This window comes from Paraburkholderia sp. UCT31 (genome assembly GCF_014397655.1).
In the GTDB taxonomy this organism is placed as follows: domain Bacteria; phylum Pseudomonadota; class Gammaproteobacteria; order Burkholderiales; family Burkholderiaceae; genus Paraburkholderia; species Paraburkholderia tuberum.
Genome location: NZ_VZQP01000010.1, coordinates 78,990 through 103,599, shown reverse-complemented (window position 1 = coordinate 103,599; position 24,610 = coordinate 78,990). Strand labels below are relative to the sequence as shown.

The 24,610-nt window shown below is 58.9% G+C and carries 24 protein-coding genes, 4 tRNA genes and 1 pseudogene; 16 read left to right on the top strand and 13 right to left on the bottom strand.

The annotated features are described in order from the left end of the window. Window positions 1–7: 7 nt before the first annotated feature. The 7 genes from F6X40_RS10845 to F6X40_RS10815 all read left to right on the top strand — a co-directional run bounded on the left by F6X40_RS10845 (window position 8) and on the right by F6X40_RS10815 (window position 4,411). Window positions 8–84 (top strand) — tRNA-Arg (locus F6X40_RS10845). A gap of 10 nt (window positions 85–94) precedes the next feature. Beyond that, a tRNA-Arg gene (locus F6X40_RS10840) sits at window positions 95–173 on the top strand. A gap of 7 nt (window positions 174–180) precedes the next feature. Further along, a tRNA-Glu gene (locus F6X40_RS10835) sits at window positions 181–255 on the top strand. Window positions 256–265: 10 nt separating this feature from the next. Next, window positions 266–343 (top strand) — tRNA-Asp (locus F6X40_RS10830). A gap of 185 nt (window positions 344–528) precedes the next feature. Next, window positions 529–1,911: a hypothetical protein gene (locus tag F6X40_RS10825; RefSeq protein ID WP_187627827.1), complete on the top strand. Its 1,383-nt coding sequence runs from the start codon at window positions 529–531 to the stop codon at window positions 1,909–1,911. A gap of 448 nt (window positions 1,912–2,359) precedes the next feature. Then, on the top strand, window positions 2,360–2,641 hold the full coding sequence (locus tag F6X40_RS10820) for a hypothetical protein (RefSeq protein WP_187627826.1): 282 nt from the start codon (window positions 2,360–2,362) through the stop codon (window positions 2,639–2,641). 864 nt (window positions 2,642–3,505) lie between these two features. Next, on the top strand, window positions 3,506–4,411 hold the full coding sequence (locus F6X40_RS10815) for a hypothetical protein (RefSeq protein WP_187627825.1): 906 nt from the start codon (window positions 3,506–3,508) through the stop codon (window positions 4,409–4,411). 104 nt (window positions 4,412–4,515) lie between these two features. Here F6X40_RS10815 and F6X40_RS10810 read toward each other — a convergent pair whose 3' ends face one another. From F6X40_RS10810 to F6X40_RS10800, 3 genes are all read right to left on the bottom strand, one after another. Beyond that, on the bottom strand, window positions 4,516–5,490 hold the full coding sequence (locus tag F6X40_RS10810; protein WP_187627824.1) for a thymidylate synthase: 975 nt from the start codon (window positions 5,488–5,490) through the stop codon (window positions 4,516–4,518). Window positions 5,491–5,656: 166 nt separating this feature from the next. Beyond that, entirely contained in the window at window positions 5,657–6,139 is a 483-nt protein-coding gene (locus F6X40_RS10805) for a PH domain-containing protein (RefSeq protein WP_187627823.1), read from the bottom strand. 660 nt (window positions 6,140–6,799) lie between these two features. Beyond that, window positions 6,800–7,768, bottom strand: a complete 969-nt coding sequence (locus F6X40_RS10800) for a 3'-5' exonuclease (protein ID WP_187627822.1) — start codon at window positions 7,766–7,768, stop codon at window positions 6,800–6,802. A 219-nt stretch (window positions 7,769–7,987) separates the two neighbouring features. Here F6X40_RS10800 and F6X40_RS10795 point away from each other — a divergent pair, with 219 nt between their 5' ends. Continuing rightward, window positions 7,988–8,425 (top strand): hypothetical protein, encoded by a 438-nt coding sequence (locus F6X40_RS10795; protein WP_187627821.1) that lies wholly within the window; start codon window positions 7,988–7,990, stop codon window positions 8,423–8,425. Window positions 8,426–8,461: 36 nt separating this feature from the next. Here the strand turns inward: F6X40_RS10795 and F6X40_RS10790 are convergent, their stop codons facing one another. From F6X40_RS10790 to F6X40_RS10765, 6 genes are all read right to left on the bottom strand, one after another. Continuing rightward, window positions 8,462–9,214, bottom strand: coding sequence for a lytic transglycosylase domain-containing protein (locus F6X40_RS10790; RefSeq protein ID WP_187627820.1), 753 nt, complete (start codon window positions 9,212–9,214; stop codon window positions 8,462–8,464). Between the two features lie 85 nt (window positions 9,215–9,299). Further along, the gene (locus tag F6X40_RS10785; protein ID WP_187627819.1) at window positions 9,300–10,397 is read right to left on the bottom strand and encodes an NAD-dependent epimerase/dehydratase family protein; all 1,098 of its coding nucleotides are present in this window, start codon (window positions 10,395–10,397) and stop codon (window positions 9,300–9,302) included. A 161-nt stretch (window positions 10,398–10,558) separates the two neighbouring features. Further along, complete coding sequence (locus F6X40_RS10780; protein ID WP_187627818.1) at window positions 10,559–10,924, bottom strand: ExbD/TolR family protein; 366 nt, start codon at window positions 10,922–10,924, stop codon at window positions 10,559–10,561. Beyond that, window positions 10,925–11,377 carry a MotA/TolQ/ExbB proton channel family protein gene (locus F6X40_RS10775; protein ID WP_187627817.1) on the bottom strand — a complete coding sequence of 151 codons (453 nt, stop codon included), beginning with the start codon at window positions 11,375–11,377 and terminating at the stop codon, window positions 10,925–10,927. A gap of 13 nt (window positions 11,378–11,390) precedes the next feature. Then, window positions 11,391–12,062 carry a hypothetical protein gene (locus F6X40_RS10770; RefSeq protein WP_187627816.1) on the bottom strand — a complete coding sequence of 224 codons (672 nt, stop codon included), beginning with the start codon at window positions 12,060–12,062 and terminating at the stop codon, window positions 11,391–11,393. A 518-nt stretch (window positions 12,063–12,580) separates the two neighbouring features. Beyond that, a complete protein-coding gene (locus F6X40_RS10765) occupies window positions 12,581–12,778 on the bottom strand; it encodes a hypothetical protein (RefSeq protein WP_187627815.1) in 198 nt (65 codons plus the stop codon). A gap of 109 nt (window positions 12,779–12,887) precedes the next feature. On the opposite strand from F6X40_RS10765, the gene F6X40_RS10760 reads away from it, so the two are divergent. Then, complete coding sequence (locus F6X40_RS10760; RefSeq protein WP_262421427.1) at window positions 12,888–13,394, top strand: disulfide bond formation protein B; 507 nt, start codon at window positions 12,888–12,890, stop codon at window positions 13,392–13,394. Between the two features lie 63 nt (window positions 13,395–13,457). Then, window positions 13,458–13,664: a hypothetical protein gene (locus F6X40_RS10755; RefSeq protein ID WP_187627813.1), complete on the top strand. Its 207-nt coding sequence runs from the start codon at window positions 13,458–13,460 to the stop codon at window positions 13,662–13,664. Between the two features lie 43 nt (window positions 13,665–13,707). Here the strand turns inward: F6X40_RS10755 and F6X40_RS42250 are convergent, their stop codons facing one another. Next, on the bottom strand, window positions 13,708–14,274 hold the full coding sequence (locus F6X40_RS42250) for a hypothetical protein (protein WP_262421426.1): 567 nt from the start codon (window positions 14,272–14,274) through the stop codon (window positions 13,708–13,710). 228 nt (window positions 14,275–14,502) lie between these two features. Beyond that, window positions 14,503–14,643 (bottom strand): annotated as a pseudogene (locus F6X40_RS43485) (helix-turn-helix domain-containing protein); the annotation flags it as partial. Window positions 14,644–16,704: 2,061 nt separating this feature from the next. Between F6X40_RS43485 and F6X40_RS10745 the strand changes: the two are divergent. Together F6X40_RS10745 and F6X40_RS10740 are read left to right on the top strand one after the other, a co-directional pair. After that, on the top strand, window positions 16,705–17,139 hold the full coding sequence (locus tag F6X40_RS10745; RefSeq protein ID WP_187627811.1) for a hypothetical protein: 435 nt from the start codon (window positions 16,705–16,707) through the stop codon (window positions 17,137–17,139). Between the two features lie 135 nt (window positions 17,140–17,274). Then, window positions 17,275–18,249, top strand: a complete 975-nt coding sequence (locus F6X40_RS10740; RefSeq protein ID WP_187627810.1) for a S49 family peptidase — start codon at window positions 17,275–17,277, stop codon at window positions 18,247–18,249. Between the two features lie 287 nt (window positions 18,250–18,536). Here F6X40_RS10740 and F6X40_RS10735 read toward each other — a convergent pair whose 3' ends face one another. Beyond that, window positions 18,537–18,857, bottom strand: coding sequence for a hypothetical protein (locus F6X40_RS10735; RefSeq protein WP_187627809.1), 321 nt, complete (start codon window positions 18,855–18,857; stop codon window positions 18,537–18,539). Window positions 18,858–19,125: 268 nt separating this feature from the next. Here F6X40_RS10735 and F6X40_RS10730 point away from each other — a divergent pair, with 268 nt between their 5' ends. The 4 genes from F6X40_RS10730 (at window position 19,126) to F6X40_RS10715 (ending at window position 23,916) form a co-directional block, all read left to right on the top strand. Then, complete coding sequence (locus F6X40_RS10730) at window positions 19,126–19,473, top strand: hypothetical protein (protein WP_187627808.1); 348 nt, start codon at window positions 19,126–19,128, stop codon at window positions 19,471–19,473. A 64-nt stretch (window positions 19,474–19,537) separates the two neighbouring features. Beyond that, window positions 19,538–19,969, top strand: coding sequence for a hypothetical protein (locus tag F6X40_RS10725; RefSeq protein WP_187627807.1), 432 nt, complete (start codon window positions 19,538–19,540; stop codon window positions 19,967–19,969). 15 nt (window positions 19,970–19,984) lie between these two features. Next, window positions 19,985–22,528 (top strand): preprotein translocase subunit SecA, encoded by a 2,544-nt coding sequence (secA, locus tag F6X40_RS10720; RefSeq protein WP_187627806.1) that lies wholly within the window; start codon window positions 19,985–19,987, stop codon window positions 22,526–22,528. A 197-nt stretch (window positions 22,529–22,725) separates the two neighbouring features. After that, the gene (locus tag F6X40_RS10715) at window positions 22,726–23,916 is read left to right on the top strand and encodes a tetratricopeptide repeat protein (RefSeq protein ID WP_187627805.1); all 1,191 of its coding nucleotides are present in this window, start codon (window positions 22,726–22,728) and stop codon (window positions 23,914–23,916) included. Window positions 23,917–23,977: 61 nt separating this feature from the next. Here the strand turns inward: F6X40_RS10715 and F6X40_RS10710 are convergent, their stop codons facing one another. Next, window positions 23,978–24,442 (bottom strand): C40 family peptidase, encoded by a 465-nt coding sequence (locus tag F6X40_RS10710; RefSeq protein ID WP_316251804.1) that lies wholly within the window; start codon window positions 24,440–24,442, stop codon window positions 23,978–23,980. Between the last annotated feature and the right edge of the window lie 168 nt (window positions 24,443–24,610).

Sequence of the window (24,610 nt, the reverse complement as noted above, 5' to 3'; positions counted from 1 at the left end):
CGTCAGTACGGCTATAGCTCAGAGGATGAGAGCGTTGGCTTGCGAAGCCAAAGGTCGCTGGTTCGAGCCCAGCTAGCCGTGCCAAATGTTTTACGCGACTGTATGTCTCAACTGGAAAGAGCAGGAGCCTTCGAAGCTCAAGGTTGGGGGTTCGAGTCCCTCCAGTCGCACCAATTTTATGGACCGTTGGACTTCTGGTTGAGGTCAGCAGACTTTCACTCTGCGTAGGCTTGGGTTCGAATCCCGCACGGTCTTCCCGTTTCACGGTGAGTTAGCTCAATTGGCAAGAGCGCCGGCCTGTCACGCCGGAGGCAGCTCGGTTCGAAACCGGCACTCATCGCCATCACTTTAGTACGGCTGTTACTCACGGGGCCGAACTGCTTCGCTACAAACGAAAGAGTCGGTAGTCGGCTGTCGAATCCCTCCGGCCGTGCCGTTCTGCATTCTATCAAGACCAAATCCCCCTTTTCTGTTGCCAGTCTGTGCGGTTCTCTGGCGAATTGGTGGCAATCCCCATACAATGCGCATATGTGCGCGACAAAATCAATTCCCAATGTCGAGAACCTCGACTTGCTCCAGTGGATGGCAGGTATTCTCGAAGGCGAAGGCTCTTTTCTATTGTGTCAGCGTCGCATCTCCATTGTTCTTTGCATGACGGATGCAGATATTGTTCAACGAATGGCGTTGTTATGGGGGGTTGCTTACTTCAGCGTTTCAAAGCGGAAGGACCACCACAAAGTCCCCTACGTGTGTCGTGCATCCGGAACACGCGCAGCCTATCTCATGCAGCAGATATATCCCTACATGGGCGCAAGACGAAGGTCTCAAATCCGGCACTGCTTGGATTTTGTTGAAGAAGCGTCGCGCAGACGTAGTTCCGGCGAGACGGCTCGAAAGAAGAAGGTTGCCAACGAAGACCTGCTCCACGCATGGAATTCAAAAGAACCTTCCGAATCTTTTAGGGCGTTTGCACGACGGTTGGGGGTGGCCAATAGAAACTCAATGAAGACGCGACTAGAAACCTTAACTGGTGGAGGCGCTGGTGCTTCGGCGGAACTCCGGCTCCGAGAAGAAGAGGCCCCGAAGTCCCTCGCTTGGATAGCCGGGTTGTTGGAAGGGGAAGGCTGTTTTGATTGCAATCGTCGTAATAACACGGTGTGCGTCACGTTGAACATGACGGATGTGGATGTCGTGAACGACTTCGCAGCTATCACCAGTGCATTCTTATGGAAAGAAGCGCCCCGCCGAAACGGCTGGAAACCGAGCTTCATTGCGCGCGTGCAAGGCGTCAAAGCCGCGCAACTCATGCGGGCAGTTTTGCCTTACATGGGGCAACGCCGGTCCGTACGAATCGAAGACTGCCTAGCGTACTTTGACGGGGTCTTGCTTGCCAGAAAAGTGCGTGAAGAAGCCAAGGCCGCACGTCTGCCTTTGCCCGCGTTCAAGCAGCGCTGGCTTTCACGCGCCGAAGGGGAGTCTCTTCTCAAGATTGCCCAGGAATTTGGCGTTCACCCCGACTCACTCCGGAAGCAACTTCTCAAACTCGGCGTCTACGAGAGCCCCATCTACAAATACACGCAGAATACGACGAGCACGTGTTCAATCTGCGGTTCAGCGTTTGAGCACCTTGCTCACAAAGCAGCAATGTATTGCTCTCGCAAGTGCAGTGGACAAGCGGCGGCAATCCGCCTTCGTGCGGGTGCAGGTCAAGTAAGCCGCAAACGTCCCGCTAAGCATGCGATTGCTGGTGAAGTAACCGGCACACGCCCCGGTAAGCTCCTCCCGCAAGAAGCTATTTGCGTCCGCTGGCGTTCGCGGAAACCGGAGGATTCCCTCCGCGTCGTGGCCCGCGAGTTTTGCGTCAACCACGAGACTCTTCGCAAACGGCTTATTGCGTGGGGTGTCTATTAGCTCGGGTGGCGTGCTAGTTCAGTGTCAGACCGGCCTCGTCGACGGAAGGGTCACGATTCTCTGACAGCCGCCAGTTAAGTCCTCGCGTTCCCGAATCAGCTGCTGACCGGCAGCAGAACCGGCGGCGACGGCAGAACGGGCGCACTCGCTCCAGCGAGTCCGACGGCGCGCAGGCACCCGATTCCATTAAACGTCAGGAGCGCGGTGCACTGAGAGATGCTAGCGCTTTTTCGACCGCGACGACAGCAATAGGGATGCGCTCCACGAAACAGGTGTCGGGCGGCGAACATCCCCCGAATGGCGTTCTGCCTCGCGCTGAGCGGTGACTATACATCGATAGTCAAGACCAACAGACCAACTTGACCTTCGAACGGAGAACTATGCGTTGTCCGTTCACGGGCCAAAGCGAGTTCTCCTTTTGAATTGACATCTTTCAAAAGGAGCTTATATGTCAAAAAAGAAAAGCAAATCAGTAGGTTTCGTTTCAGAAAAAGCCATCACCGAGTTCGGCAAGGCTTGCCATGCGGGTAGTCACAAAATCCTCGCGCTGGCGCTTCTTGCTATCCCGGGGTTGCCTGCAACTTGCCTGGCCTATCTTCACGTGCCAGTCGATGTAGAGGGGCCAACCACCTGGACTACGTTCTGGGGGTTCTTCGCAGTTGGCTGCATCCTCAAGGTTATTGAACTTGCAACGATGTGCAATTGGACAAGCCTCAAGTTCAAAAAGTAGTTTTGTCGACTCGTTTTAGTCTTTCAAGGACACATTAGAATGTTGAATTTCGCAGATTACGAACTGTGCTTGCACACGTTGTATATTTGTGTATGCCTCAATTTTGCGTACAAGTGCTTTAAACTGTTCCTCAAACGGGGCTAAGGTCATGCGTTCGACGTTTCTTATTTCACCAAGCTCCGGTTTTATGACCGGAGCTTTCCATTGGTCAGAGCACACCCGCTGACACCGACCAAACCGGAACCTCGCTATGTACACTATCGCCGATTTCTTCCACGATTATCAACTCTGGCTAAACACAGCATATGCCTGCATCCTTCTGAGCCTTGGATGGAAGTGCTACCGCCTCTATCGAGGGGATGTGGACAAGCGGTCAGGCAATAGAAAGCCCCGAAAGAAATAACGGCTACGCGGAAAGTCCTGGGGACTGCGTGAGCCCTTATTAGATACCCCCGCCTGGAATTGTCGCCACTCCTCTGTTCGGTGACAGAGCCGCCGAGGCTTCTCCCCTCGTGAGACTGGCGGGACGTTGTGCGAGTCCGGTTCGTCTGCATCACATATTCCCTTGCACGACCCGCATCGGCTTCCGAGCAATCACGACGAGCGTTGCCTGCTTCTCGGCTTGGTCCGCAGGTCGTCGCATCAAAAGCCTTCCATTGGGGGACTCTTGCCTTGCACGTCCGGAACAAGAGGCCTCCTACCGCAGTTCCTGACAGGTCGTCATGAGCGGCCCGAAGCCCTTCTGGAGCTGGAAGGATGCATGCCCTGTGGCAAGGCGCGCCGAGGGTTGTCGTGGGACGTGGCGTCATACAGACGTGCCTATACCTCAGAGCAAGGCCACAACTTAATCAAAGGACCAGAACCATGAAAGTATCCAACGTCTACGTCGGAATCAACGGCGCAACCATCGGACTCACCTCCGGCAAAGCAATCGCTGCATATCCCGCCAGAAAGGGCGAAGACAAATCGCACTTCCTGATGGAGTCGGGCAAGCTGGTGCAGGTGAAGGGTGCACGCATCAATGGGGTAGGTGTCCCCCGCTTTCTGAAGGAGAGCGGGTTCGAACTGGCACAACCGGGCGACTCGAACGCGGAACGCGTGGCGGACCTCCTGGATGTGCGGGAGGGCACCGAACTGGTCGAAGCCGCAAGCCAAACGAAGGCGGCAGAACTCCAGAAGAAGTTCGCTGGACAAGACTGCACTTTCGTGCCGTTCGACGAAAGCCGCCCTTGCGTGACCGTCAAAGTCGAAGCGCCGAGGAACAGCCGCTCCATGCTTCTCGACCTCTCGACGGGTTTTAGCTCGGGGGTCATCGATATCGCCTACGTTCCGGGACGCGACATCGGTATGGAGGTGGCGCTCAGCTCCGGATGGCTCGTTGGTCCGGCCGGTGACGCAGGGAGCATGCCGCGCAACACCGACTACGGCGGCATCGTAGAAAAGGCGGTGTACGTCATCTGCAACTGCGGGCTGGGCGCCCTTGTCGGCGCGCAGAATCTGGTGCCGTTAGACAACGCGCCCGAGGATGCACCCTTCCCGCGCGGTCTGCTGGAGATTGCGCAGGCCAACGGCGACATCGTGCAGGTCGGAATCACGGGGGTTGATGAACTCGAAGTGGTGTATCGACGCGCGGGCGAAGTGTTGTATTCGCGCTCGGGCATGGCAAAGCCGAGGTTAGGCGAAGTCATTGGAGCTATCGCCGCAGTGTTGGTGCGCGTAGGGGAACTAGACGCGCCGCCGGTCAAGAAGGCCTTGAAGAAGACCTCGTAATTGTGCACTAAGCACCTCAAACCTCGACCGGTCGGTCGAGGTTTTCTTTTATCAGTGGACGCATACTGCAGAACTTCCCCCGAACGCATCGTTCGGGTCCGTCCTTAGACTGCCATCGGCGCAGTGAGCGGCGCATGGTGTTGATAGCCCTCAAGCGCGAAGTCGCTGGGCTCGACCTTATCGAGCCACTCTGGCTCGTACCGACCCGTTACGGCGAAGTCGGGCACTCGGTCAGCGATAACGAGACGCGGCAATGGGAAGGGCTCGCGGCGGAGTTGTTCCTGAAGCATCCCGAGCGACGTTTCGTATATGTGAGCATTCCCGACGAAATAATTCACGTAGCGAGGTTTATATCCTGTTAGGCGTCCGAACAGGTGTAGCAGAGCGGCCCCCTCAGCGATGTTCCATGGCAGGCCAAGTCCAATGTCGTTACTCCGTACGAACATCGCCAGCGATATCTCACGCGTTTCCTTCGTTGGGATTGCCATGTATAAAAGATGGCAAGCCGGCAATGCTATTTCGTCGAGCTTTGCGGGATTCCAGCCGTGGAAGAGAATTCGCCGGTCACCCGGGTTGTTCATAATCGTGTCGAGGCATTGCCGTACCTGGTCGATTTTCTTATGCAAAAGTACCTTCTCAGTGCCTTCGTCATTGAGAACACCAACGCGACGATACCCGCGTCCAATTGCATCTTCTATCTGAGCGGTAAGCGTCACCGGAACCAGCTTGTACGCCGGCCATTCCCGCCATTGGACGCCATACACGTCCCCAAGGGCGTCGTGCTCACCATTCCGCCATGGATTGGCAAGCCATTGCTCGTTCTCATTTGCGTTCTGGTCCCACGCCTTGCAACCTAGCGCCCGGAAATCGGCCGCGCTCCGCGAGGCCCGCAGGAATCCGACCATTTCGCCAATCGCGGACTTGAAAGCAAGCTTCTTCGTGGTGACGGCGGGAAATCCTTCCTGCAGGTCAAACCGAAGAGCAGCGCCGGGAACGCTGATGGTCCTGATACCGGTGCGGTTTTCCTCCCACGTTCCGTTGTCGAGGATATTTCTGACGAGGTCGAGATATTGCTTCATTGTTTGATTGCTTTTGTTTGTGAGGCCCTAGGCGCGATAACGCCTACGGAACCATGGAAAGACGATTCTCAAGCGCCTTCGCGGCTACTCGGGCAATTCCGTGTAAGACTGACGCGCAAGCCGGACCAGTGCGCCCAAAACAGCGGTCGCCCGGCCTGCTAACGACTCAGCCATTGAAGGGACCCGAACCGTGAGCTGAGAATGCTCGCTGCGCCTGCTCGAGAGCTTTCTTCGCCTCGACGGGGGAGCTCACCGGCTGCAGGAAAATCGAGGTCTCTCCACGGCCCGTGATATGGAGGGTGCCGTAGTTAAACAGTCGGCCGAGGAGCGATTGCTTGAACGTAGCCGTCTCGATTGCATCGAGGCGAATTTCCTGCGTGTCGCGCGACAGCAGGCCGCTCTTCTTGATGACGCGCCAATCAGTGACTGCCATCTCTACCGCCTTCTTGGGCAGGTAAAAATAGAGGGTGAGCGCGAACAACCCTACGCACACGCCGAAAGCAATTTCAGAGCGCAGAAGGATGGCCGCTATCAGGCTGGCTGCCCCAGCAAACGTCGTGGCGTATGACTTGACGAACGCGAGGGGATGAAGCCGTATGTGGCGAAGAACGCGTTCTTCGTCGCTCAGGGTATTTTCAATGAAGCTCATGTGTTCTCCGGGGTGTCTTTACGTGTATATGGACTCTCACGCCTCCGCTCACAAATTCCGCCGCAGGGCGCGCGCTGCGCATCTTGTCGCCGGCTACCTCATGCTTCCTTTTGCCGGATTTTCTGGCTACCTGCTGTGTCAGGACGCAGCCCCACACGACGCGTCGGGGTTTTGTCTCGCCGCTGGTTTCGCATGGTCGCTCATTGAGGGCGCGCGGTTTATTCTCCGGCGTCACCTCTCAGGCTAAACGGGTCACTCAGCTCTTGACGGTTGAACGGCTTCACAGCCCGGCCGCAGTACCTTTCCTCGCACAGCGTGACACGCCACGAAAATCAGGAAGACCGCGCAATAGGGGAGGAGCGCGACGAGCGCCGGCGCACCCCGCATCGTCAGACGGCATGTCAAAACTATGCTCGCTAGCGCGACTGTCGTCATAGCGACGCAGCAGATAAGGTCGTCGCGTAAGTTCCGGCGCAACGCGAGCGCGGGACCGACACCCTCGCGAGCCGCCCGACGTGCGGCGCGCTCCAGATGGGTAGCCGAGACACGTTCGGGGTCGACACGCGCGCCAAAAAGCTGAATCAGGCAGACACCTGCAACGAGATTTTCAAGGCGCATGTAGGAACGTTTCTCCGAGTGAGAAAGGGACCAAGCGCCTAGCTACGCCGCAGCTGGGAAATCTACGGTCAGGCGGGGCGCCCGGTCGGAGAACCGCGTGTATGCATCCCGCTCGGCGATACCGAGCTGGAACTTGGGCTTGCAATAAACGTTCGCACCGAGCCATGCGATTTCATCGTCGTATTGCAGCTTTCCGACTTCCGTCGACCAGTACTTGTCGACGCCGTTATCGGTCCAACGGTAGCCACGAGCTTTCAGCAGTCCCTTGGCATCGAACGGTGCCCGAAGAGCCGCGATGCTGAAGTCCGGTTCGAACGCAAACATCAGGAGTTCCTGCATTCCGATATCCCCGGTTGCGGGCATCGGGCGCTGCAGCGCCTCCAACAGTGCTTCGCAATCCGTGATGGCGCGATGTGCTTCGTAGTGGAATCCCAGCATGGCTGCAATGTAGTCGAGCTTTTGCGAGCCAATTCCGCCCGCTTTCCAGTCGACCTGATGGAGGGAGCACGCGAATGCTTTCGCCTCAAAGAAGGGGAAGCGTCCTTCGAGCAGACGTCGGTCAAAGTTGGAGTTGTGGCAAATCACCAGGTCAACGTCAGCGACAAAAGCTTCCAACTCTTTGTCATCGAAGCGATGCCCCGCCACCATCTCGTCGGTGATGCCGTTGATACGGCTCACGTCTTCCGGAATTGGCCTGCCCGGGTCTTCGAGCGCGTTGTACCGGCCGAGCACCCGATAAGCCTGACCAGTGGCGCGGCTCACTTCGACTTTAATCATCCCGAGCTCTATAAGCTTGTCGTTCGCGGGGTCGAGGCCCGTAGACTCAGTATCCGCGATGGCGACCCGGAGGACGGGCTGATTGTCGGTATTGACGGCGAACACATCACGCGCCACTAGTGGCTCCAGCACCTTGAAGTTCAGGGACTCAAGCAGATTCAGCGCTTGTTGCAGCTCGGTCAGGGCATCCGTCACCGCGTGGGCCGACTTAACAGCTTTATCGAGGGCATTCATTGGGGTGTCCGGGGCTGTCACTTGTGATGTCCTTGAGGTTGTGGCGAGAATTTGCCGCATTATTTGTAAATTGCAGGTGACTTTACATTAGCCATTTGTCTTTGTAAAGTCAGCTAATTGGTTGTCTGTAAGCGCACGCAGCAGTGGGCGCCGGAGTGCATCCTGCGGCAGACCACTAAATTCGGTTGATACAGGTTTCATTGCCTACGGAGACAACCTATGACGGGTGCCCTTAGAATCCTGCCGGAGCATTACTATTTCACCAACCGCGTCTTTCACTACCTCTACGCGGTCAAACCTCCTCGCGTCAGATTCCTGACCGGGGACTGGGTGGAGTCGTTACACGACGATGATTTGCAGGAGCTGCGCCACGCCTTGAATGCACTCGACGTCGACGCGGCTCTGGTCCGCGAGGATATTGACCGTGCATGTCAGGAACTCTTTCTGGCTGAAATGGGACTTGTCGCGGCGCACCTACGACCGCGTGCGGCCGAGAACCTTCGGTTTTCGCTCCTGCAAGCGGTCCAGGTCGAAATCCTTGTTCGCCAGGAACTCATCCTGCGGGACCGGCGAATGAGTATCGCCGCCGACGGGCGAGGCGAGCCACATCTGACTCGACGCGGGCAGGCGCTTCTCGCCGGCACCGCACAGAAGTAGCTGTCTCCGCCCGTCTAGCCGAAATGGTTGCCGGCGTCACGTCGGGTTGATTGGCTGGACGCTCGTCTGGATGTGCTCCAGCTTGACCTTTTCCAGCAGCACCTTGTCGGGATAGGTACTCGTCGCGTCCGAGACCGCCCCGTTGTAACGCGCGAGTGCGCCACGTACGTTAAAATTCGCCGCGCGCATGCAGTCGAGCAGAATCCCCGTTCCGATTTTCAGGTTTTTGCCGATATCCAGCAAACCCGTGAGACCGCCGACAGCGCGTACCTTATCGGAGTGCGCCGGCGCATACACCTGCATCAAACCGACCGCCTTGCCGTTGGTCGCGCGAGGGTTAAAGCTCGATTCGACGGCAGTGACCGCGAGGATGAGGCTCGCTGTGATTCTTCCACCGGTCTGCGCCGACAGCGCGTAGGAGTGCTGGACCATCGTCGCCGCATCCCGGGCCTTGACGTTAAATCGGGAGACGATGTATTTAACGAGACCCTGCTGGTCCGGAGCGAGTTCGGGAGCACTCGCGCGCGCCGCGACCGGAATCGCAGGCGTCGGCAATGTTCGCGTAGCCGGGACCGCATCGGCGGGCAAGCTCGCCTCCGCAAGGGCATCGGATGCGTCGTCGGCGTCGGATGCGTCGTCATCGCCCAGGTCAACGTCCTCGGCCTGTCCAGCGGTCGATGCCGTACGCGCACGACCCGCTTCCTGAGCAAAGTCGAAAATGGTGGTCGGCCCCGACATGCCGGGGCTGGGGTCGCTCACCGCGCAGATGTCGGGCGCGGTGTTCTGCAACGTAGTCGCCAGGCTCAGAGCTGGAGCGTCGAATAACGCCGCGCTCTGCGCGTGTGTTTGGCTGAATGCCAGTGCTAGCACGCCGCTAGCGATTACCCTCAGCTTGTAAGACTTGGACACGACGGTCTCCTTCGAGCAGCCGGCGGCCATGCGGCTGCACCGCTTGGCCGACCACTGCATCAGAATCGTTACGTCCTGCGAGCGCCGGTTCAAAGCTACCGTGATAGCTTTCGAACCACTCGCAAAACTTGGCGACACCCTCACTCAAAGGTGTCGAAGGGCTAAATCCCGTCAGGGATTCGAGAAGTTCCGTATTCGCGTACGTAATGGGTACGTCGCCCGGCGGAACGGGACGGTGTTCGAGCGTGGGGTTGAGGCGAAGGGATTGCTCGAGAAGTGAAATTAACGTTGAGACACTCTCTGGCCGACGATTGCCAACGTTGACAATACGGTGCGGGTCTTCGCCATCCGGGGCCTTGTTCGCGAGTATAGTTACGGCCCTGACACAATCGTCGATGTAGGTAAAGTCCCGGCGCATCGACCCGTCCCCGAACACAGGAATCGGCTTGCCCGCACGCATCGCGAGCGCGAACTTGTACATCGCCATATCTGGCCGGCCCCACGGTCCGTAAACCGTAAAGAACCGCAGCGCTGTCGCAGGAATGCCGTAGAGGTGCGCGTAGGAGTGCCCCATCAGCTCGTTAGCTCGCTTCGTCGCGGCGTAGAAACTGTCGGGCTTGTCCGCCAATGCGGTTTCTGTGAAGGGTACGGGACTCGACGAGCCGTACACCGAACTGGAGGACGCGTAAAGAAGGTGGCGGGGCCGCACCCGGCGGGCGACTTCGAGGATGGTGAGAAAACCCTCAATGTTGCTCTCAGAATAGGCCCGGGGGTTCTCGAGGGAGTAGCGCACACCTGCCTGCGCGGCAAGATGAACGATGATGTCCGGACACCCTTCGGCAAGCGAACTCGCCATTTCCCTATCAGCGAGGTTGCCTCGAACAAAACAGTACCGGCCGGTGTCGCAAAACTGCTCGAGAATGCGAAGACGCGCATGCTTCAGGCCAACGTCGTAATAGTCGTTCAAACTGTCAACGCCAACAACTCGATGACCTTCAGCTAGCAGCCGCTTGGCCAGATGGAAGCCGATGAAGCCGGCCACCCCGGTGATGAGATATTTCAAAAAGCCCCCTGAGAGTCTTCCGCACGGGCGTCGGCAAAGCAAACGCGCGCGCCTCAATGCAAGTAGTGGGGGGTCTAGACAACGGGTTTTAGCGGTACAGGGGGCGCGTTACCGTGGATGAGAAGGGCTGCACCAACGCACCACGGCGAGCCCTGCGTTCCTCATTGCGTTACGAGGGCTATATCGGCCGGGAACTTCCCCTGGACAGCAGTCACCAGTTTCGCAATAGCTGCATACGGCACCGCTGCGTCCGGATAGATTTCAACCGAACTCGATGAGCTAATGGCCGACAACGCGTTCTCGAGCGAGGTCTTCTGGTCGCCGAGCAGAACTGCACCGTCTTTTTGCAGCATAAGCCGCACGGTATTGCGCGCCGACGGAGGTGCATCGAGGGTCGTCTTGGGCAGGTCCACGGGCAGCCGTTTGGCTACGACCGGAATCGCAAGCATCAGCACCACCAGCAGAATCAGAAGCACGTCCACCAATGGGGTGATGTTGATGGCGGACAACGGCTTGCGTTCAAACATTCAAGTGCGCTCCCACTTCATCCCCGCCGCGCGCTCAGCGGCGCGGTAGTGGCGGTTCTGTTCATTTTGCAAACTGCGCGCCGCGAGGTTGTAGACGATAGCAGCCGGAATCGCCGACGCCAGGCCCCAGAGCGTCGAATAGAGAGCCCGTGCGATAGGGCCGGAAATGACCGTGACGTCCAGCCCGGCAGCGGAAATAGAGCTGAGCGCCTGGATGACGTGCAGAACGGTGCCCGCGAGGCCTACAAAGGGGGCCATCGCCGCTATCGTCGCGAGCAAAACGAGCCCCCGTTCTTTGCGCTCCAGTCGCTCGTCAATAGCGGACTTGTCCAATAGCACTTCCCGGATACCGGTACGCGGACCCCAGATAACGAAGCCCTTCCAGAAAATAAGATACAGCGTTAGGGCGAACAGGCCGATGAGGCCGTAGTCGACGATGAGGGTGAGAGTCAAGTTCAAGCTCCTGTCAGGGCAAGTCAGAGGTGGTGGACTGATAGTTAATTCGAGATTGAAGCCAGCGCGTTTCGCCCGCTGGAATCGGGGGGTTGATGTTGGTGAAATGCTGACTGTGAAGAGCAAGGGCCGCTGCAACGTCGTTGAATCTGTGCGAGGACGGTATTGCAATCTGGACGTCGAGCACCCGGCCATCGCTGTCCACCTTATAGGCGAGAACGACCACTTCGCCACCTGGTGCGTCGGTGAATATGAGGGGCGGTCGGTCGTCGGGCAGCGCGGGCGCCGATGACCGGCTCTGGCTCTCAGCGGACGGCACGTCAAGGGGAAGACCCGTTACGATAATCTCCGGCGCGGATTCGCTCGGTGCGGGCTGGCTGGCGGTCACCGCAGGATGGACGGGCGGCGGGACGGCAGTCGCCGTAACCTTATGCTGAGGCTTTGCCGGTGCCAGCTTTTTCACGGGCGTCGGCGCGTTCACCTTCTGGACCGCTGGCGCTGGCGGCGCGAGGGGACGCACCATACGGACGGCTACCCGGCCTGGAGCATGAACCTGCGGGTCTTTTTGCGTTTCCGTCGCCGCAAGAACGACCCATACAATGGCGAGCGCCGAACAGGCACTCACCACGTGGGTCAGGACGTCACGCCCAAGCTCAGCGCTTTTTGTTGATGCGAACGAAACCATACGCAAGGCCTAACAGAATTGTCACGAGAGCTGCATACAGACTCCAGTCCGGCAGCACGAAGCGAGGACGGGGCGGAGGCGTCGCCGGTTGAGATGCTTTCACAGTTTCAAACGGGGCCACGCCGGCCTGAGCGGCAGCAGCCATGCTCGAGAATGAGCGCGCCGGCGCGCCGGACTCGGGAAGCGGAAGCGCGTATCCCCCGCTGTTGCCCACCACCGGTCGGGGCGCTACCTCAAGGGATATCCGTGGAGCGGTGTTCACCGGAGGCGCAGGAATTTCGGCGGCGTGGCCGACGACAGCGGTCACTCCAACCAGAGCAGAAAAGGCAAGGTGAAAAGGACGCATGGGAACCTAAGTTGTTTGGAAGACTATTCACTCAATTTAGTCACCCCGCTCCGAACCCACCTGTCCGCTGGAATTTTCGACCAGCGAGTCGGCAACCTACCTCTTCCAGTTCGCCCGAAACACGGGCGAGAAAAAAGCCCCGATAGAACCGGGGCTTTTTTGAATCAAAACGTTACTGGAAAGACAGAACGCTATCCAGCGTCTTCAGGCGCGATGCCAAGGTCTCGGTAACGTCCGTGCGAACTGCGCCGGACTGCTCGAGGGTAATCTCGTAGATACCCTTCTGACATTCCAGATGTTCACGCGGTGCTTTGAATACGAAATCGCTGAATTCCTTGGCAGTCGACAGCTTGGCGGTGGCAGTGGTCATGACTTGGCTCCAGAAAAAGTTGTTGTCCTAACCCCTATAGATAACTTTTTTCTGACGCGATAAGAACCGCACCCTACACCCAATTTCAACCGCGCGTACTGCCCTGCTCATGCCTCTAAAGAAGCTCCTGACTTCACCGGCGTATCCCTTCGCTCTAGCCAGCATGGCCCTGGCCATCGTCGCAGCCGCCGTGCTGCTTCAAAAATACTCCCATCTGCATCCATGTCCACTCTGCATCGTTCAGCGTGTTCTGTTCATCGGCATTGCTGTCGCCAACCTTGCGGGTGCGTGGCGGCGCCTCCGGGTCCCGATGGCGCTGCTGGGTGCCCTTGTTGCCGTTTGCGGCATCGCCACAGCGGGCTGGCATGTCTATGTGCAAGCGCACCCGCTTGACTTCACGACATGCACTCCAGAGGATATTCTGTACATCGCAGCGAATTTCCCGTTCCAGAAAATTTTCCCGTTGCTGCTCGAAGGCGCCGGCCAATGCTTCTTTGTCGAATGGAGCTTTTTGGGCGTGACGCTGCCACAGATGAGTGTTGCGGGTTTCACCTTGCTGGGTGTCTTGTCTGCTTTGAGATTGAAACGTCCGGCGCGAGTGCCGACGCCAGCATAGCTATACCTCTTCAGAAAGAGTGCCTCTTTCTACTTTCCCAAGACTGATGAGGACAATAGTTTTATGAAGAACCAAACCACTCCCACGCGGCACCTGTTCGACAATCGCGCAGTACTCGGCAACCAGCTCATCTCGAGTGGAACGAAAGCTGAAACAGCGGCTACCGGCGAGGCATCGGGCGTTCCCGACCCGGGTCTGCGCATGCTCTCCCAAGGCTGCTTCTTCCGCGAGCGCCCGCAAGGTTACGGTCCGGACTCCGACGGCATCTGATGATTCTTCCGACCCCTGCGCTTTGCGGGGGTCGGTTTTTTGACTAGGCGAGGTCCGTTGGCCAAAGAGCCTGGGATAGCTCGTAGGCGTCCCCGAGTGCAACCCCCAACACATCCCCGATAAACGCGGGGTTTCGTCCCCCTTCGCCTATTTGCCAATCCCGGATAGCACCGTACACCGGCGTAGCGAAGACATCTTCGGCAAACTTAACGAACTCCTCAGCGCAGTGCGGCCCATCAAGCACTGGCATGTCGGTCGATAAGCCCGCGCTCTCGGCGTCGAGCGACGACACGCTGGCCTCAGCAAGGCCTGCATCAGCCGAGGACTGACCCCGAGCCACGAAGCAGTAAGGTAATGCGTCAGTCAGTACTCGCACCACATCCTTCCACGTGGCATCCAAATTTACATACACGAAAACGCGGCCGGTATCCGGCAGCAAGAGCACCGCGCCCGAACGCGGAATTGACCACATCACCGGAACCAGAATCGCACCCACGAACCGATGAAGGGCAACCATCTTTTGGACCTGAGTCTTATTGACTGCTCCGACGTCGGGTTGCGCAAAGGGCGCATCCAGCCCATGCATAACGGGGCGAAGGTAGGACTCCACTACTTCCGCCGCGCAAGCCGTCTGCCGGGCGGCAGAAGCTGCTGGCGCAGGTAAGAGATGCTCGATAGTCCGCAGCTGCCTACCCATGTCCAACACAACCGATTCCACCTCCTCATGGGACAGCTGTCCCGGTTGCGTCCGGCCGCCTCCTGTACTGGCGCCGCACGGGGAGCACCACAACACCACTGGTTCGGTTCGCAGATTAATGGGAGAGTACAACTCTTGCGCCTCCGCTCCGAGCGCGCGTGAGAGACGCATTAGCGCAGAAGGCCGTGGCAACGTTTGGCGGGCAAACCAGCGCGCCAGCGTGTCGCCGTCGACGCCACAGCGCGCGGCTAGCGCAGACCGGGACAGCGCCAAGGCAGTCATACGGTCCCGGATGAACATTAGGTTTAGCATGCGAGAAATTGTAAAGCGTGTTTGAGCTTTGTCAACTCGCGCGCCTCCACGCCTTTTCATGACGAAAACAAAACTCAAGCGACCGAACTCTATGCCTATACCCCCCATAAATGTCCATAAGAGAAGCAAATGAAAAATAGCGGATTTATACGGACCATGCACCTTGCCTCGCTGCTACTCTTGGCAGGTGCGATGGGCAGCGCATTCGGCGGTACGTACACCCTGCGGGTTCCCTTTCCCGGACTCGGACCCGGAACTACGACGGGAAGTTGTGCGGCGGGTCCCGTTGTTCTTAACTTCACGGGAGCTGTTCAGAACGCGCCGGTCCCGGCTGGGTGCACCACGGCTTCCGTTGATATGTGGGGTGCAGGAGGGGGCTCGGGTAACACAGGCTACGGCGGAAATGGCAGCGTAAACTATTCAGCTGGCGGAAATGGCGGCGGCGGCGGGTACGTTGGCTTCAGCTTGACCGGACTCTCAGGTGGGCAGGCGCTCTCTGTAAGGGTGGGTCAAGGCGGGCTGGCCCCGGACTCAGTCACCTATAACCAAAACGGCTATTACGGCTATTCATGGGGCGCGGCCGGCGGTGGCCGGAGTGATATTAGTCTTAGCGGAACCTTGCTAGCAGTGGCTGGCGCTGGAGGAGGCGGGGGTGGCGGAGACGATGATGTACCCAATGGCTCTCGAGGTGGAAACGGCGGAGTCGGTGGGGCGTTAGCCGGCGACTTAACGGGCAACGGCGGTACGGGCATAGGCAATCAGGCCGGAGGAAAATCCGGTGCCAATGGCGGAGGCGGAGCTATCGCCGGGGGGAGCTTCAGGGGAGGGGGGTGTACCTCAGCCAGCCCGAACCCAATCTGGCCAAACGGAGGTACCTACTGTGGCTGGAGTGCCGGCAACCTGGGCTCGGGCGGCGGTTCTGCTGGCGCCGGCGGCGACGGTTTCGTCGGCGGTGGTCAAGGTGCTACGAGATGGCCCGGCTACACGGAAGGTGGTGGTGGCGGCGGCAGCAGCTATGTGAATACGAGTTATCCCGGCATTGGCGCCATCGTTCAGCAAAGTGGTTCGGGCGTGACGCCGGGGAACGCCAGTTCGCCAAATCGGGGCACCGCTGGACAGGGAGGAACAAATCCGCTTACCACTGTTGGCCAATCAGGGCAGCCCGGTCGAGTAGTCATTACCTTCGGGCCCTAAGGAACTCGACGTCGAGATTCCGTTCTGGGAAATGTTAAACGGAAATCCTCTGGTCCTGTGACCGGAGGATTTTTTATGGAATAACTGCGCTTGCGTGTCGTACGGGCAGAAGCCCACGAAAGACAAGCCCGCCTTCGAAACCGCCGCGCATCGAGGAGCTACGCTCGGATTCACCGCCGAGCAGTTCCGTGATTTGGCGCTCCGCAACGACCAAACTATCGTCTTCGCGTCGACATCATGAGGTGCCGCAGTAGCGGTACGCTGGCAACAGGCTCTCCGACATGGTCGAAGTACATCCCCCTTGCCGCGTCGCCGAGAGCCGTGATGCGATAGGCGCGCGCGGTTCCACCGCCAGCTACCACCAAGGTCTCCTCCTGGCAGAATCCACGCGCCGCCAGCCGCTTTAGCGTACGCGCGTGGTGGCTCTGTCGGCTGCCGCCGACATGTTTTGCCTGACAAAGCCCCGGCGAGGCGCACCCTTCGAAGAGCAAGCCTTGATAGCGATGAAGCTGGCTCAGCAGGAGCGCTTCGTTCTCTGTCAGCAGAGCTTTACGCCGACTTTTCATTACGTTTATGCGCTTTACTCAAGTTAAGAATGCTTCTTCCGTGATTGCTTTGCAAAAAACTTCGGGGTAACATTTGTCCCTCTACCTGCCGCGCACGTTCAAGCATTGCAAGGGCTTTTCATCGCATGCCGTGCACGTATAGGTAAGGCAGAGAACCGCTCACCAACGCCTCGGCCACAAGGGCATAGCTATCGAGAAAAGCGTCAAATACTTTACCTACACTCGTCAGTAACGTAACGTTTTTTACCCTAGGTCAAACTTCGGAGTTTCTATGTCTACAGCCATCCTGCAGTCTCTCGGTTATGTGGTTGTTCCGGCTGTTGTCTTTGCTACCTTCCTGGGCTTGCCGAAATTAGACGCGGCCATCCGCGCCAAGCGCAAGGCGGCGAAGGATGCGGCCAACGACCCGGTCCCTGAAGCACTGCAGTCAACGGTTGCCAAGGTGACCGCTGAGCTTGCGCAGCCGGAAGCTAAGGAAACACAGGAAGTGCCAATGCAAAAGTTCGTAACGACGGCACCTACGCCGGTCGTAGCTACGATAGCGGCCGCCGCAGAGACACCCGCTCTACTCGAATCGACTTGCGACGCGACGGACCAAGAGATGCACACTCCGGACCCCGCTCCTGCTGCTGAGAAAAACTGGACCGGATTCGACCCGAGCAAGTTCGTCGACCCGTTTGACGAGGACCGATATTTTGAGATGTAAAACTGATTCCTGATTCAACAGGCGACCTTAGGTCGCCTTTTTTTCGTCCAGCTAAAAGTGGAGGCTATTCGTTCTTGCCCTGCAGGAAGTCCCGAACGCAGCGGCTCTGACCGACGTCCCCTCGTGAGTCTCAAAATGGAAAATACTGACTTCCCCACGCCAGCAAACCAGAAGCCATCCCCGCTCGAATACGCGCTGGTGCACGAACTCCTGAAGGAAACGAGGCGCGCTCGCAAGTGGCGGAACGTCCGTTGGCTCGCTGCCGCTGCGGTGGTCGGTATTGGGCTCATACGCGTTGTAGGCCCGGCAAGCGACAGTGGACTCGGAGCCGCGTCCGAACCCCATGCCTCCCTTGTCAAAATCGAGGGCGAAATCGCCCCCGATAGCGAGGCATCGGCCGCCCGTCTCATCCCTGCCATTTCGGAGGCGTTCGACGACGCCACCAGCAAGGGGGTGCTAATAGAAGTGAACAGCCCCGGGGGCACCCCGGTACAAGCGATGCTCATCCACGACCATATCCTGCGGATGAAAAAACTCCATCCCGACAAGAAAGTCGTCGTTGTCGGAGAAGACTATCTCGCCTCCGGCGCGTATATGGTGGCCGTTGCCGCTGATAAGATTTACGTGTCAAAAGCTACCGTGACTGGCTCCATCGGCGTGGTTACCCGTGGTTTCGGAGCGGTGGGGGCGCTCGAAAAACTGGGTATCGAGCGCCGCATCCTGACCGCTGGGGAAAACAAAGCAAGGATGGACCCTTTCCTGCCGGTGCAGAACCGGGACAAGGAGAAGATGCAGCAGATGCTCACGAAGCTGCACGGGCAGTTCATCGACATCGTGAAGTCGGGGCGTAAAGGGAAGTTGAAGGGCGACGAATCCGAACTGTTCTCTGGGGACTTCTGGACCGGCGAGGAAGCCGTTGGGTACGGCCTTGTTGATGCGACAGGGGACGTCCTCGGCGCGGCCCAGGCGGAATTCGGTGTCACCTCTGTTAAGGAGTATTCGCCGGCCGCTCCGCTCTGGCAGAAGATTACGAAGGAGTTCGGAACACAGGTTGCACTGAAGGTGCCCGCTTTTGGGATGCGGGTTGAGGCTCTGGCGCCAGGCGCTTAAAAGCAGTCCCAACAAACACAATGCAAAAAAAAGCGGAAGACGCACCGGGCGCTTCCGCTTTTATCTTTTCGTGAGGGCTTCAGACATGGCGACTCGCTTTTCGTCGCGTCACGGTGTTGCCACCAACTAACACTTATCAATAGAGCCGGGACGTCCGTCTAAACCGCCATGCGTGAAAGTGCTTCCAGATGTGCCCCGTCCGGCGTTCTCCTCGACTAGACGGGCTGGTCGTGTCCCCGAAGGGCACTTCACTCACGCCGTTGCATGTCCGGAAAGCGCCGCTTTTATCAGCCGGTGCACAACTCGAAAATCTTCAGGACTGCGAGGGCCAGCAGGCTCTGATTCAGCGCCACAAGAAAGTAGAACTCGTAGAGCGATACGTTCTCGACGAACCACGGCTTCGCCCGATTGATAAGCCGCGTAAACAGCATAAGGGACAGCAGCTCGAAAGTCCCGGAGACGGCGGCGCCGGCAAAACCCCGTCCCATTACACCGGTGGAAACGGCTCCGTAAGCGAGTACGACGAGCGGGATGGCGAACTGCGCGGCAATGAGAAACCACCGCGAGTCGTATTGCTTGGGGCGTGCTTGGGTTTGCGGAGCGTTCATTTCGGTGTGGTCCTTGTCAACTACAACCAAGTTAGGGTGTTCACATCCTGATGCCTATCTTACGGGGCTCTTTTATACACGTCAAACATTTCTTAGCGAAAAACATTGTTTTTGTAAACTGTCTCGCGCCGTTCCTTGTAAAGCTGCATTTGCCGTCGTTGACAGGGCTGCAACCGGTGGACAACGAGGACACTAGCAGAACGCCGCTGCACATATGGCATGCGCTAAAAGCCATTCCTATCCCTTATGCCCAATTGCCATCCTATTCATGCAAGTTTCGCAACCGCCCACCTTTCTCGTCGAGTTACTGGACTCTGAGTCCGGGGAAATCGAGCGCTCGGATGTGACCCGGCACCTTTCGAATGCGCTTGAGCAGGTGTATCTGCACGTCATGGAAGACCGCGACGCGGAAATCAGCACGGAAGTGAGCATTGACCGGGACGGGGAACTTCAGGGCATCCACTTTGTTGACCAACATCGCGAACGCCGGGCACTGATTACCGCGTACTACCTCGACCGCGACGAGCCTGAGGGCGTCATCGACGAGCTCGGCGTTATCGCGCAGGCTGCACTCCCTGACCTGCAGGCCGCATTGAAAAGGTTCTTTCGTCCTTAAGAAGGGGATAAAACCCCTACGCTACACCTGGCCTGAATCCCCGTTTTCTACCAAGGAAATCGTCATGGCCGGCTTGAACCTCGTCCCCAACAAGAGCATCGGATTCCGCATCCGCCCCGACTACTACAACTGGACTGTTGTCCATGTCAAAGAGAAGGGCGCCAATTCAAAAGATGCCGGACAGCAGTACGACACGACGATTGGCTATTACAAGTCCCTCGAAGCGGCTGTGCACGCTATTGTCGAACTTTCGGCCCGCATGCAGGGAGAAGAGCTCCAGAAGGACGCGGCTGCAGAGTCGGGTGACATCGCCTCCATCTCAGCGCTCGCCAACGCCATCGAAGCGGCCAAAGCTGCGGCTTTCGAGGCCGTCGCTCAATTTCAGAAGGACATGGATGACGCCGGAGTCTCTGTCTGGCACATCGCCAAGCAGACGAAGCCCCAAGGCTCCAGCCCCGACGGCGCAAACCCGGACGTCGTTGACGAGACGAACTGAGGGGGCCGCGCATAAATGCTTAACACCAAAATCCACGGGTGGCTGTCCCGCCGTGCGCTACAGAGCGTCTCATCACTCGCTTCCGCCGCGAGCCGTCACGACGCGGCCGTGACCGCCCTTGACGACGAAGCGCTCAAGGCGCGGTACCACGCGCTGGGCACGCTGACGAAAAAGAACTTCCCTGAAGCACTCGCGATTGTGCGCGCCGCCGCTGAAAGGACCCTGGGCCTGCGGGCCTTTGACGTCCAGCTGATGGGTGCCGCCGCACTGTTTGATGGTGTCATCGCGGAGATGAAAACGGGCGAGGGTAAGACGCTGACTATCGCACTCGCTGCGGCGCTCGCAGCGCTCGAGAAGGACGGCGTGCATGTGGCGACAGTCAATCCGTATCTGGCGGCGCGCGATGCGGAATCCCTCCGCCCCTTCTTTGAATTTCTCGGCCTTTCTGTTGGCGTCACATTGCCGGGGCAGTCGACCGAAGAAAAGCAGGCGGCCTACCAGGCGGACGTCACCTACGGGGTGCATTCCGAGATAGGCTTCGACTATCTCCGCGACAACATGGTCTCCCGTTGGGAATATCGCGTTCAACGACCGTTGAACTTTGTCATTGTCGATGAGGCTGACTCCATCCTCATCGACGAAGCCCGCACCCCACTCATCATTTCACAGCCCATCGCGCAGGGCACCGACCTTTACCACCTCGCCGACGGTATTGCGGCTAGCCTGAGAGCTCACAAGCACTTCGAAGTCGATGAGAAGCTGCGCTCGGCCACTTTCACTGAAGCCGGCCTCGAGGAAATCGAAAGCCAGCTGATTCAACGCCGCGTGATAGCCGACAAGGGCGCGCTCTTTCAGTCCGCCAATCTGTATCTGATGCGGTACCTGCAGGCGGCGCTCCGCGCCCATGTCCTCTATAAGCGGGACCGCGACTACATCGTTCGCGACGGCGCCGTTCACATCGTCGACGAAGCGACCGGCCGTGTCCTCGAGGGTCGGCAGTGGCAAGAAGGCCTGCATCAGGCTGTGGAAGCAAAAGAGGGTGTGGAAATCAAGCCCGAGACGGAGACTGCGGCTGAAATCACGTACCAAAGCCTTTTCCGGCTCTATCGTCGTCTCTCTGGGCTGACGGGGACCGCGCTGACTGCAGCGGACGAATTCGAAGGGATGTACGACCTTCAGGTCGTCCGCATCCCGACAAACCGTCCTGTGAAGCGACGTGACCACCCCGACTTGCTGTTCCGTTCCAAGTCCGACAAGTTCGCCGCCATCGTCGCCGACATCAAGGCGCGCAGCGCGGGCGGACAACCCGTACTCGTTGGCACAGCGTCGGTGAGCGAATCGGAAGAAATCGCTGTTGAACTCGTCCGCGCCGGCATCCACCACCGCGTCCTGAACGCACGGCAGAACGAACAGGAAGCGGAAATCATCGCCGACGCAGGGCTGCCGGGAGCGGTTACCGTTGCAACGAACATGGCCGGGCGCGGAACGGACATCGTACTCGGCGGCCATACCGACAAGGATGATGCGTGGCGCGAGCGGCACGCCCGAGTCATTGCCGCCGGGGGCTTGCACGTGCTGGGTACCCAGCGTCATGAATCCCGTCGCGTCGACGACCAGTTGCGCGGCCGTGCCGGACGGCAGGGCGACCCGGGCTCAAGCCAGTTCTATCTGTGCCTGGATGACGAACTCCTCCGTGTCTTCGGCAGCGACCGCATGGCGAAACTGCTGAATTTCGCGGGCGTAGGTTCCCAATCCGTCAGCGGCGGGATACTCGACAGGGCGGTGAGCAAGGCTCAGGCGCGCATTGAAGGGCGCCATTTTGACTCCCGCAAAAACATCGCGAAATTCGACGGCGTGATGGCCGCACAACGCGACGCCGTGTACGCGAACCGCCAGCAACTCCTGTTGCGCGAGGTAAGCGAAGACTTCTGCTTTGCTGTAATCGGCGAGACTGCGCTGATGCTCGCACAGACTTTGGCACCCGACGACCAGCTCCCGGAGATGTGGGATTTGAAAGCGTTGAAGGGCGGCATCGAGCGGGAGCTCGGTCCCGAACTGCCGCTCATCCGATGGGTGACGGTTGACGAGCTCGATGCAACGGAAGTTCACGAGCGAATCGTTGAGGGCTGCGTCGAGTATTACCGCACCCGACGCGAGGCTGAGGAGGGGCTTTCAGAACGCGAGCAGTCGATTCTCCTTCAGGTTCTGGACCAGTTCTGGCGCGGGCACCTGACACACCTGGACGAACTTCGCGAGAGCATTCATCTTCGCCAGTATGCGAGCCAGGACCCGGTCGTCGCTTTTCGCAAGGAGGCGTTCAACGCATTCCAGTCTTTTCAGCGGCGATTCTGGGCGGCGGCGGCAAGCGCGCTTACGCTCGCATTCCGGGCACCCCCGGAGCAGCCAAGCGCGCCGCCCGTCATCGTTGTCGGACCCGACGAATCGAATGAAGCGCGGCAACCCGAGGGTCAACCGCTCCAACGACGCATCTCGCGCAACGAACCGTGTCCATGTGGCTCGGGCGAGCGATACAAAAACTGCCACGGCAAACTTGCATGATGCAGAAGCCCCGCCTGACACGCGGGGTTTTTTCTGCTCGGCATTTCCGGAGAGCATTCGATTCTGCAGCTCGAAACGTCTCCGCCACTTCGCGCCGCGCTCGGCAAGAGGAAGGGACTAAAGGCGTTTGACACCCCAACCCGCTGCAGGGTATCGTCCCTATCGGGGTCCCACGTCCCTGCGCCGCCTCCATTGGCATGCCTATCGGCAACGTGTCGGGCGATTTTTTCGCCCTGAAAAACTCGGCCATGTGCGCCTCTTCCATCGCCGGCTGTGGAGGCTCGTCGGCATTCGGAAGGGACCAAACCATGCGAGTGTATTTCACCAACGTTTCAATCGCGACGCGAGCGGCAAAACGGCTCAAGATTGTTCTGGCCATCAAGGAATCCGAGGCCCGGCACGCTACTGCGCAAGTCCTGGGGTACCGGAATTGGGCTGACTTCGAACGCGAGTGCGCTCAACAGCAACCTTCTGCCCTGGATGAGGATTGTGTGCCTGCCGTACTAGCTGAACGGCGAGTCTATCAGGCCGCGCAGTTGGCGGCCGCCGGCGTCGACCTCAAGGGTCAATCGCCCGAGCAGGTTGTGCGTGATTGGCAGCCTTCGGCGGCTCGGCCTCAAGTCCCCACGAGCGGAGAGCGGACCGCTTCGAACCCTAAAGAAGCCGCGCTGAAATTCTTGAGACTTGTGACCTTTCTCTTCGAAAGGGCCGCGACGCCCGTGACGCCCTACCTGCCCGAACTGCTCGAGGGCATTCGACAGTGTGCCGACGACGGGTTGCTCGAAGCAACGGAGTACATCGCGGCGAGTCTTCTGGACGGGTCACGCAGTCCTGAACCCCACACCGGACGCGCGCTTCTGGAGGCGCTCGCGGCGCGCGGCCGGCCCGGTGCCATTTTGAATCTCGTTACGTGTCTCCATAAGGGAGATGGCGGTCCAAAAGATGAAAAGCGCGCAGCCGACTTGCTTGAGCACCTGACGCGTTCAGGGAAGCTCGACCAGCGTACGCAGGCATATGCGGAGTCCCGGCTCGCCTCCATGTACGCCATCGGCACGGGCCGGGCACCTAAGCCCCTCAGGTCACTGGAGATGTGGGAGCGCGCGGCGACGGAGGGCGATGTTGAAGCGGCGTTCAACGCGGGTCTTTATCACGAAGGGCGGGGAAAGCTCGGCAACACGGAGGCGTTTGACCCGGCAAAGGCAGCGAAGTACTACCGGATGGGGGCGACGCAGAGTCATCTGCCGAGTGCGACAAATCTGGGACTGCTGATTCTTCGGCGCCCGGACCTCTCTGTCGAGCAGAACGAAGCGTTGAAGTGGCTCGAGTTCGCGGCGGAGCAAGGCGACTTGCCTGCTTTAGAGGCACTCGACCGGTTGAGGATGCGCTGAGGCGCGCGCGAGGGGTCTATTCCCTCAACAACAAGGCCTTAGTGATGGCGGCGCGGAACTGCTAGAAACGTGCGGCACCGGTGAAGTGCCTAACCCAGTAAGGCACGGTCAACGCTTCGAGCCTGACCGTGCCGCCTGCCCGGGGTGCGTGCACAAAGCGTCCCTTTCCCACGTAGATGCCGACATGCGAATGCGACGCGCCATCGGTGTCAAAAAACACCAGGTCTCCGTCCGTAAGGCTCTTCCTTTCGATGTGTCTCCCCTTTGCCCACAGTCCGGCGGTCGTACGCGGCAGATTCTTTGCGGCAGCTGAGAGGAATACGTAGTGGACCAGGCCGCTGCAGTCGAATCCGCCGGCCGGACTGTTGCCGCCCCAGCTGTAGGGCGTACCCACCAGACCAATAGCGGCCACCACTGCTTCGGTGTTTGCTCCGGCGGCGCGAGCTGGCTCGGACGGACCCATTTTTCCCGCCGGCACCGTGCCGCACGCCGCCAGTAGCGCGCCGTACGCCAGTGCAACGACCACCCGGGCACTTCGCCAGAAAACGGGGCGCGTAAAGCTGCGCGCGTCAGCAAACCGCAACGCAAACAGTAAAGATAGAGTGTTAAGCACTGCCCGATGTCCAGTCACGCTAGTGTTCTTAAATCAGCCCGCTTGACAAAATAGTCGTCGTTTTGTAAAGTCTGGCCGGAA

What these genes read in the sequence shown, in the direction of transcription:
- F6X40_RS10825 (WP_187627827.1), top strand. Translation starts at nt 529, where the DNA reads ATGTGCGCGACAAAATCAATTCCCAATGTCGAGAACCTCGACTTGCTC.
- F6X40_RS10820 (WP_187627826.1), top strand. Translation starts at nt 2,360, where the DNA reads ATGTCAAAAAAGAAAAGCAAATCAGTAGGTTTCGTTTCAGAAAAAGCC.
- F6X40_RS10815 (WP_187627825.1), top strand. Translation starts at nt 3,506, where the DNA reads ATGAAAGTATCCAACGTCTACGTCGGAATCAACGGCGCAACCATCGGA.
- F6X40_RS10810 (WP_187627824.1), bottom strand. Translation starts at nt 5,490, where the DNA reads ATGAAGCAATATCTCGACCTCGTCAGAAATATCCTCGACAACGGAACG.
- F6X40_RS10805 (WP_187627823.1), bottom strand. Translation starts at nt 6,139, where the DNA reads ATGAGCTTCATTGAAAATACCCTGAGCGACGAAGAACGCGTTCTTCGC.
- F6X40_RS10800 (WP_187627822.1), bottom strand. Translation starts at nt 7,768, where the DNA reads ATGAATGCCCTCGATAAAGCTGTTAAGTCGGCCCACGCGGTGACGGAT.
- F6X40_RS10795 (WP_187627821.1), top strand. Translation starts at nt 7,988, where the DNA reads ATGACGGGTGCCCTTAGAATCCTGCCGGAGCATTACTATTTCACCAAC.
- F6X40_RS10780 (WP_187627818.1), bottom strand. Translation starts at nt 10,924, where the DNA reads ATGTTTGAACGCAAGCCGTTGTCCGCCATCAACATCACCCCATTGGTG.
- F6X40_RS10770 (WP_187627816.1), bottom strand. Translation starts at nt 12,062, where the DNA reads ATGGTTTCGTTCGCATCAACAAAAAGCGCTGAGCTTGGGCGTGACGTC.
- F6X40_RS10765 (WP_187627815.1), bottom strand. Translation starts at nt 12,778, where the DNA reads ATGACCACTGCCACCGCCAAGCTGTCGACTGCCAAGGAATTCAGCGAT.
- F6X40_RS10760 (WP_262421427.1), top strand. Translation starts at nt 12,888, where the DNA reads ATGCCTCTAAAGAAGCTCCTGACTTCACCGGCGTATCCCTTCGCTCTA.
- F6X40_RS10755 (WP_187627813.1), top strand. Translation starts at nt 13,458, where the DNA reads ATGAAGAACCAAACCACTCCCACGCGGCACCTGTTCGACAATCGCGCA.
- F6X40_RS10745 (WP_187627811.1), top strand. Translation starts at nt 16,705, where the DNA reads ATGTCTACAGCCATCCTGCAGTCTCTCGGTTATGTGGTTGTTCCGGCT.
- F6X40_RS10740 (WP_187627810.1), top strand. Translation starts at nt 17,275, where the DNA reads ATGGAAAATACTGACTTCCCCACGCCAGCAAACCAGAAGCCATCCCCG.
- F6X40_RS10735 (WP_187627809.1), bottom strand. Translation starts at nt 18,857, where the DNA reads ATGAACGCTCCGCAAACCCAAGCACGCCCCAAGCAATACGACTCGCGG.
- F6X40_RS10730 (WP_187627808.1), top strand. Translation starts at nt 19,126, where the DNA reads ATGCAAGTTTCGCAACCGCCCACCTTTCTCGTCGAGTTACTGGACTCT.
- F6X40_RS10725 (WP_187627807.1), top strand. Translation starts at nt 19,538, where the DNA reads ATGGCCGGCTTGAACCTCGTCCCCAACAAGAGCATCGGATTCCGCATC.
- secA (WP_187627806.1), top strand. Translation starts at nt 19,985, where the DNA reads ATGCTTAACACCAAAATCCACGGGTGGCTGTCCCGCCGTGCGCTACAG.
- F6X40_RS10715 (WP_187627805.1), top strand. Translation starts at nt 22,726, where the DNA reads ATGCCTATCGGCAACGTGTCGGGCGATTTTTTCGCCCTGAAAAACTCG.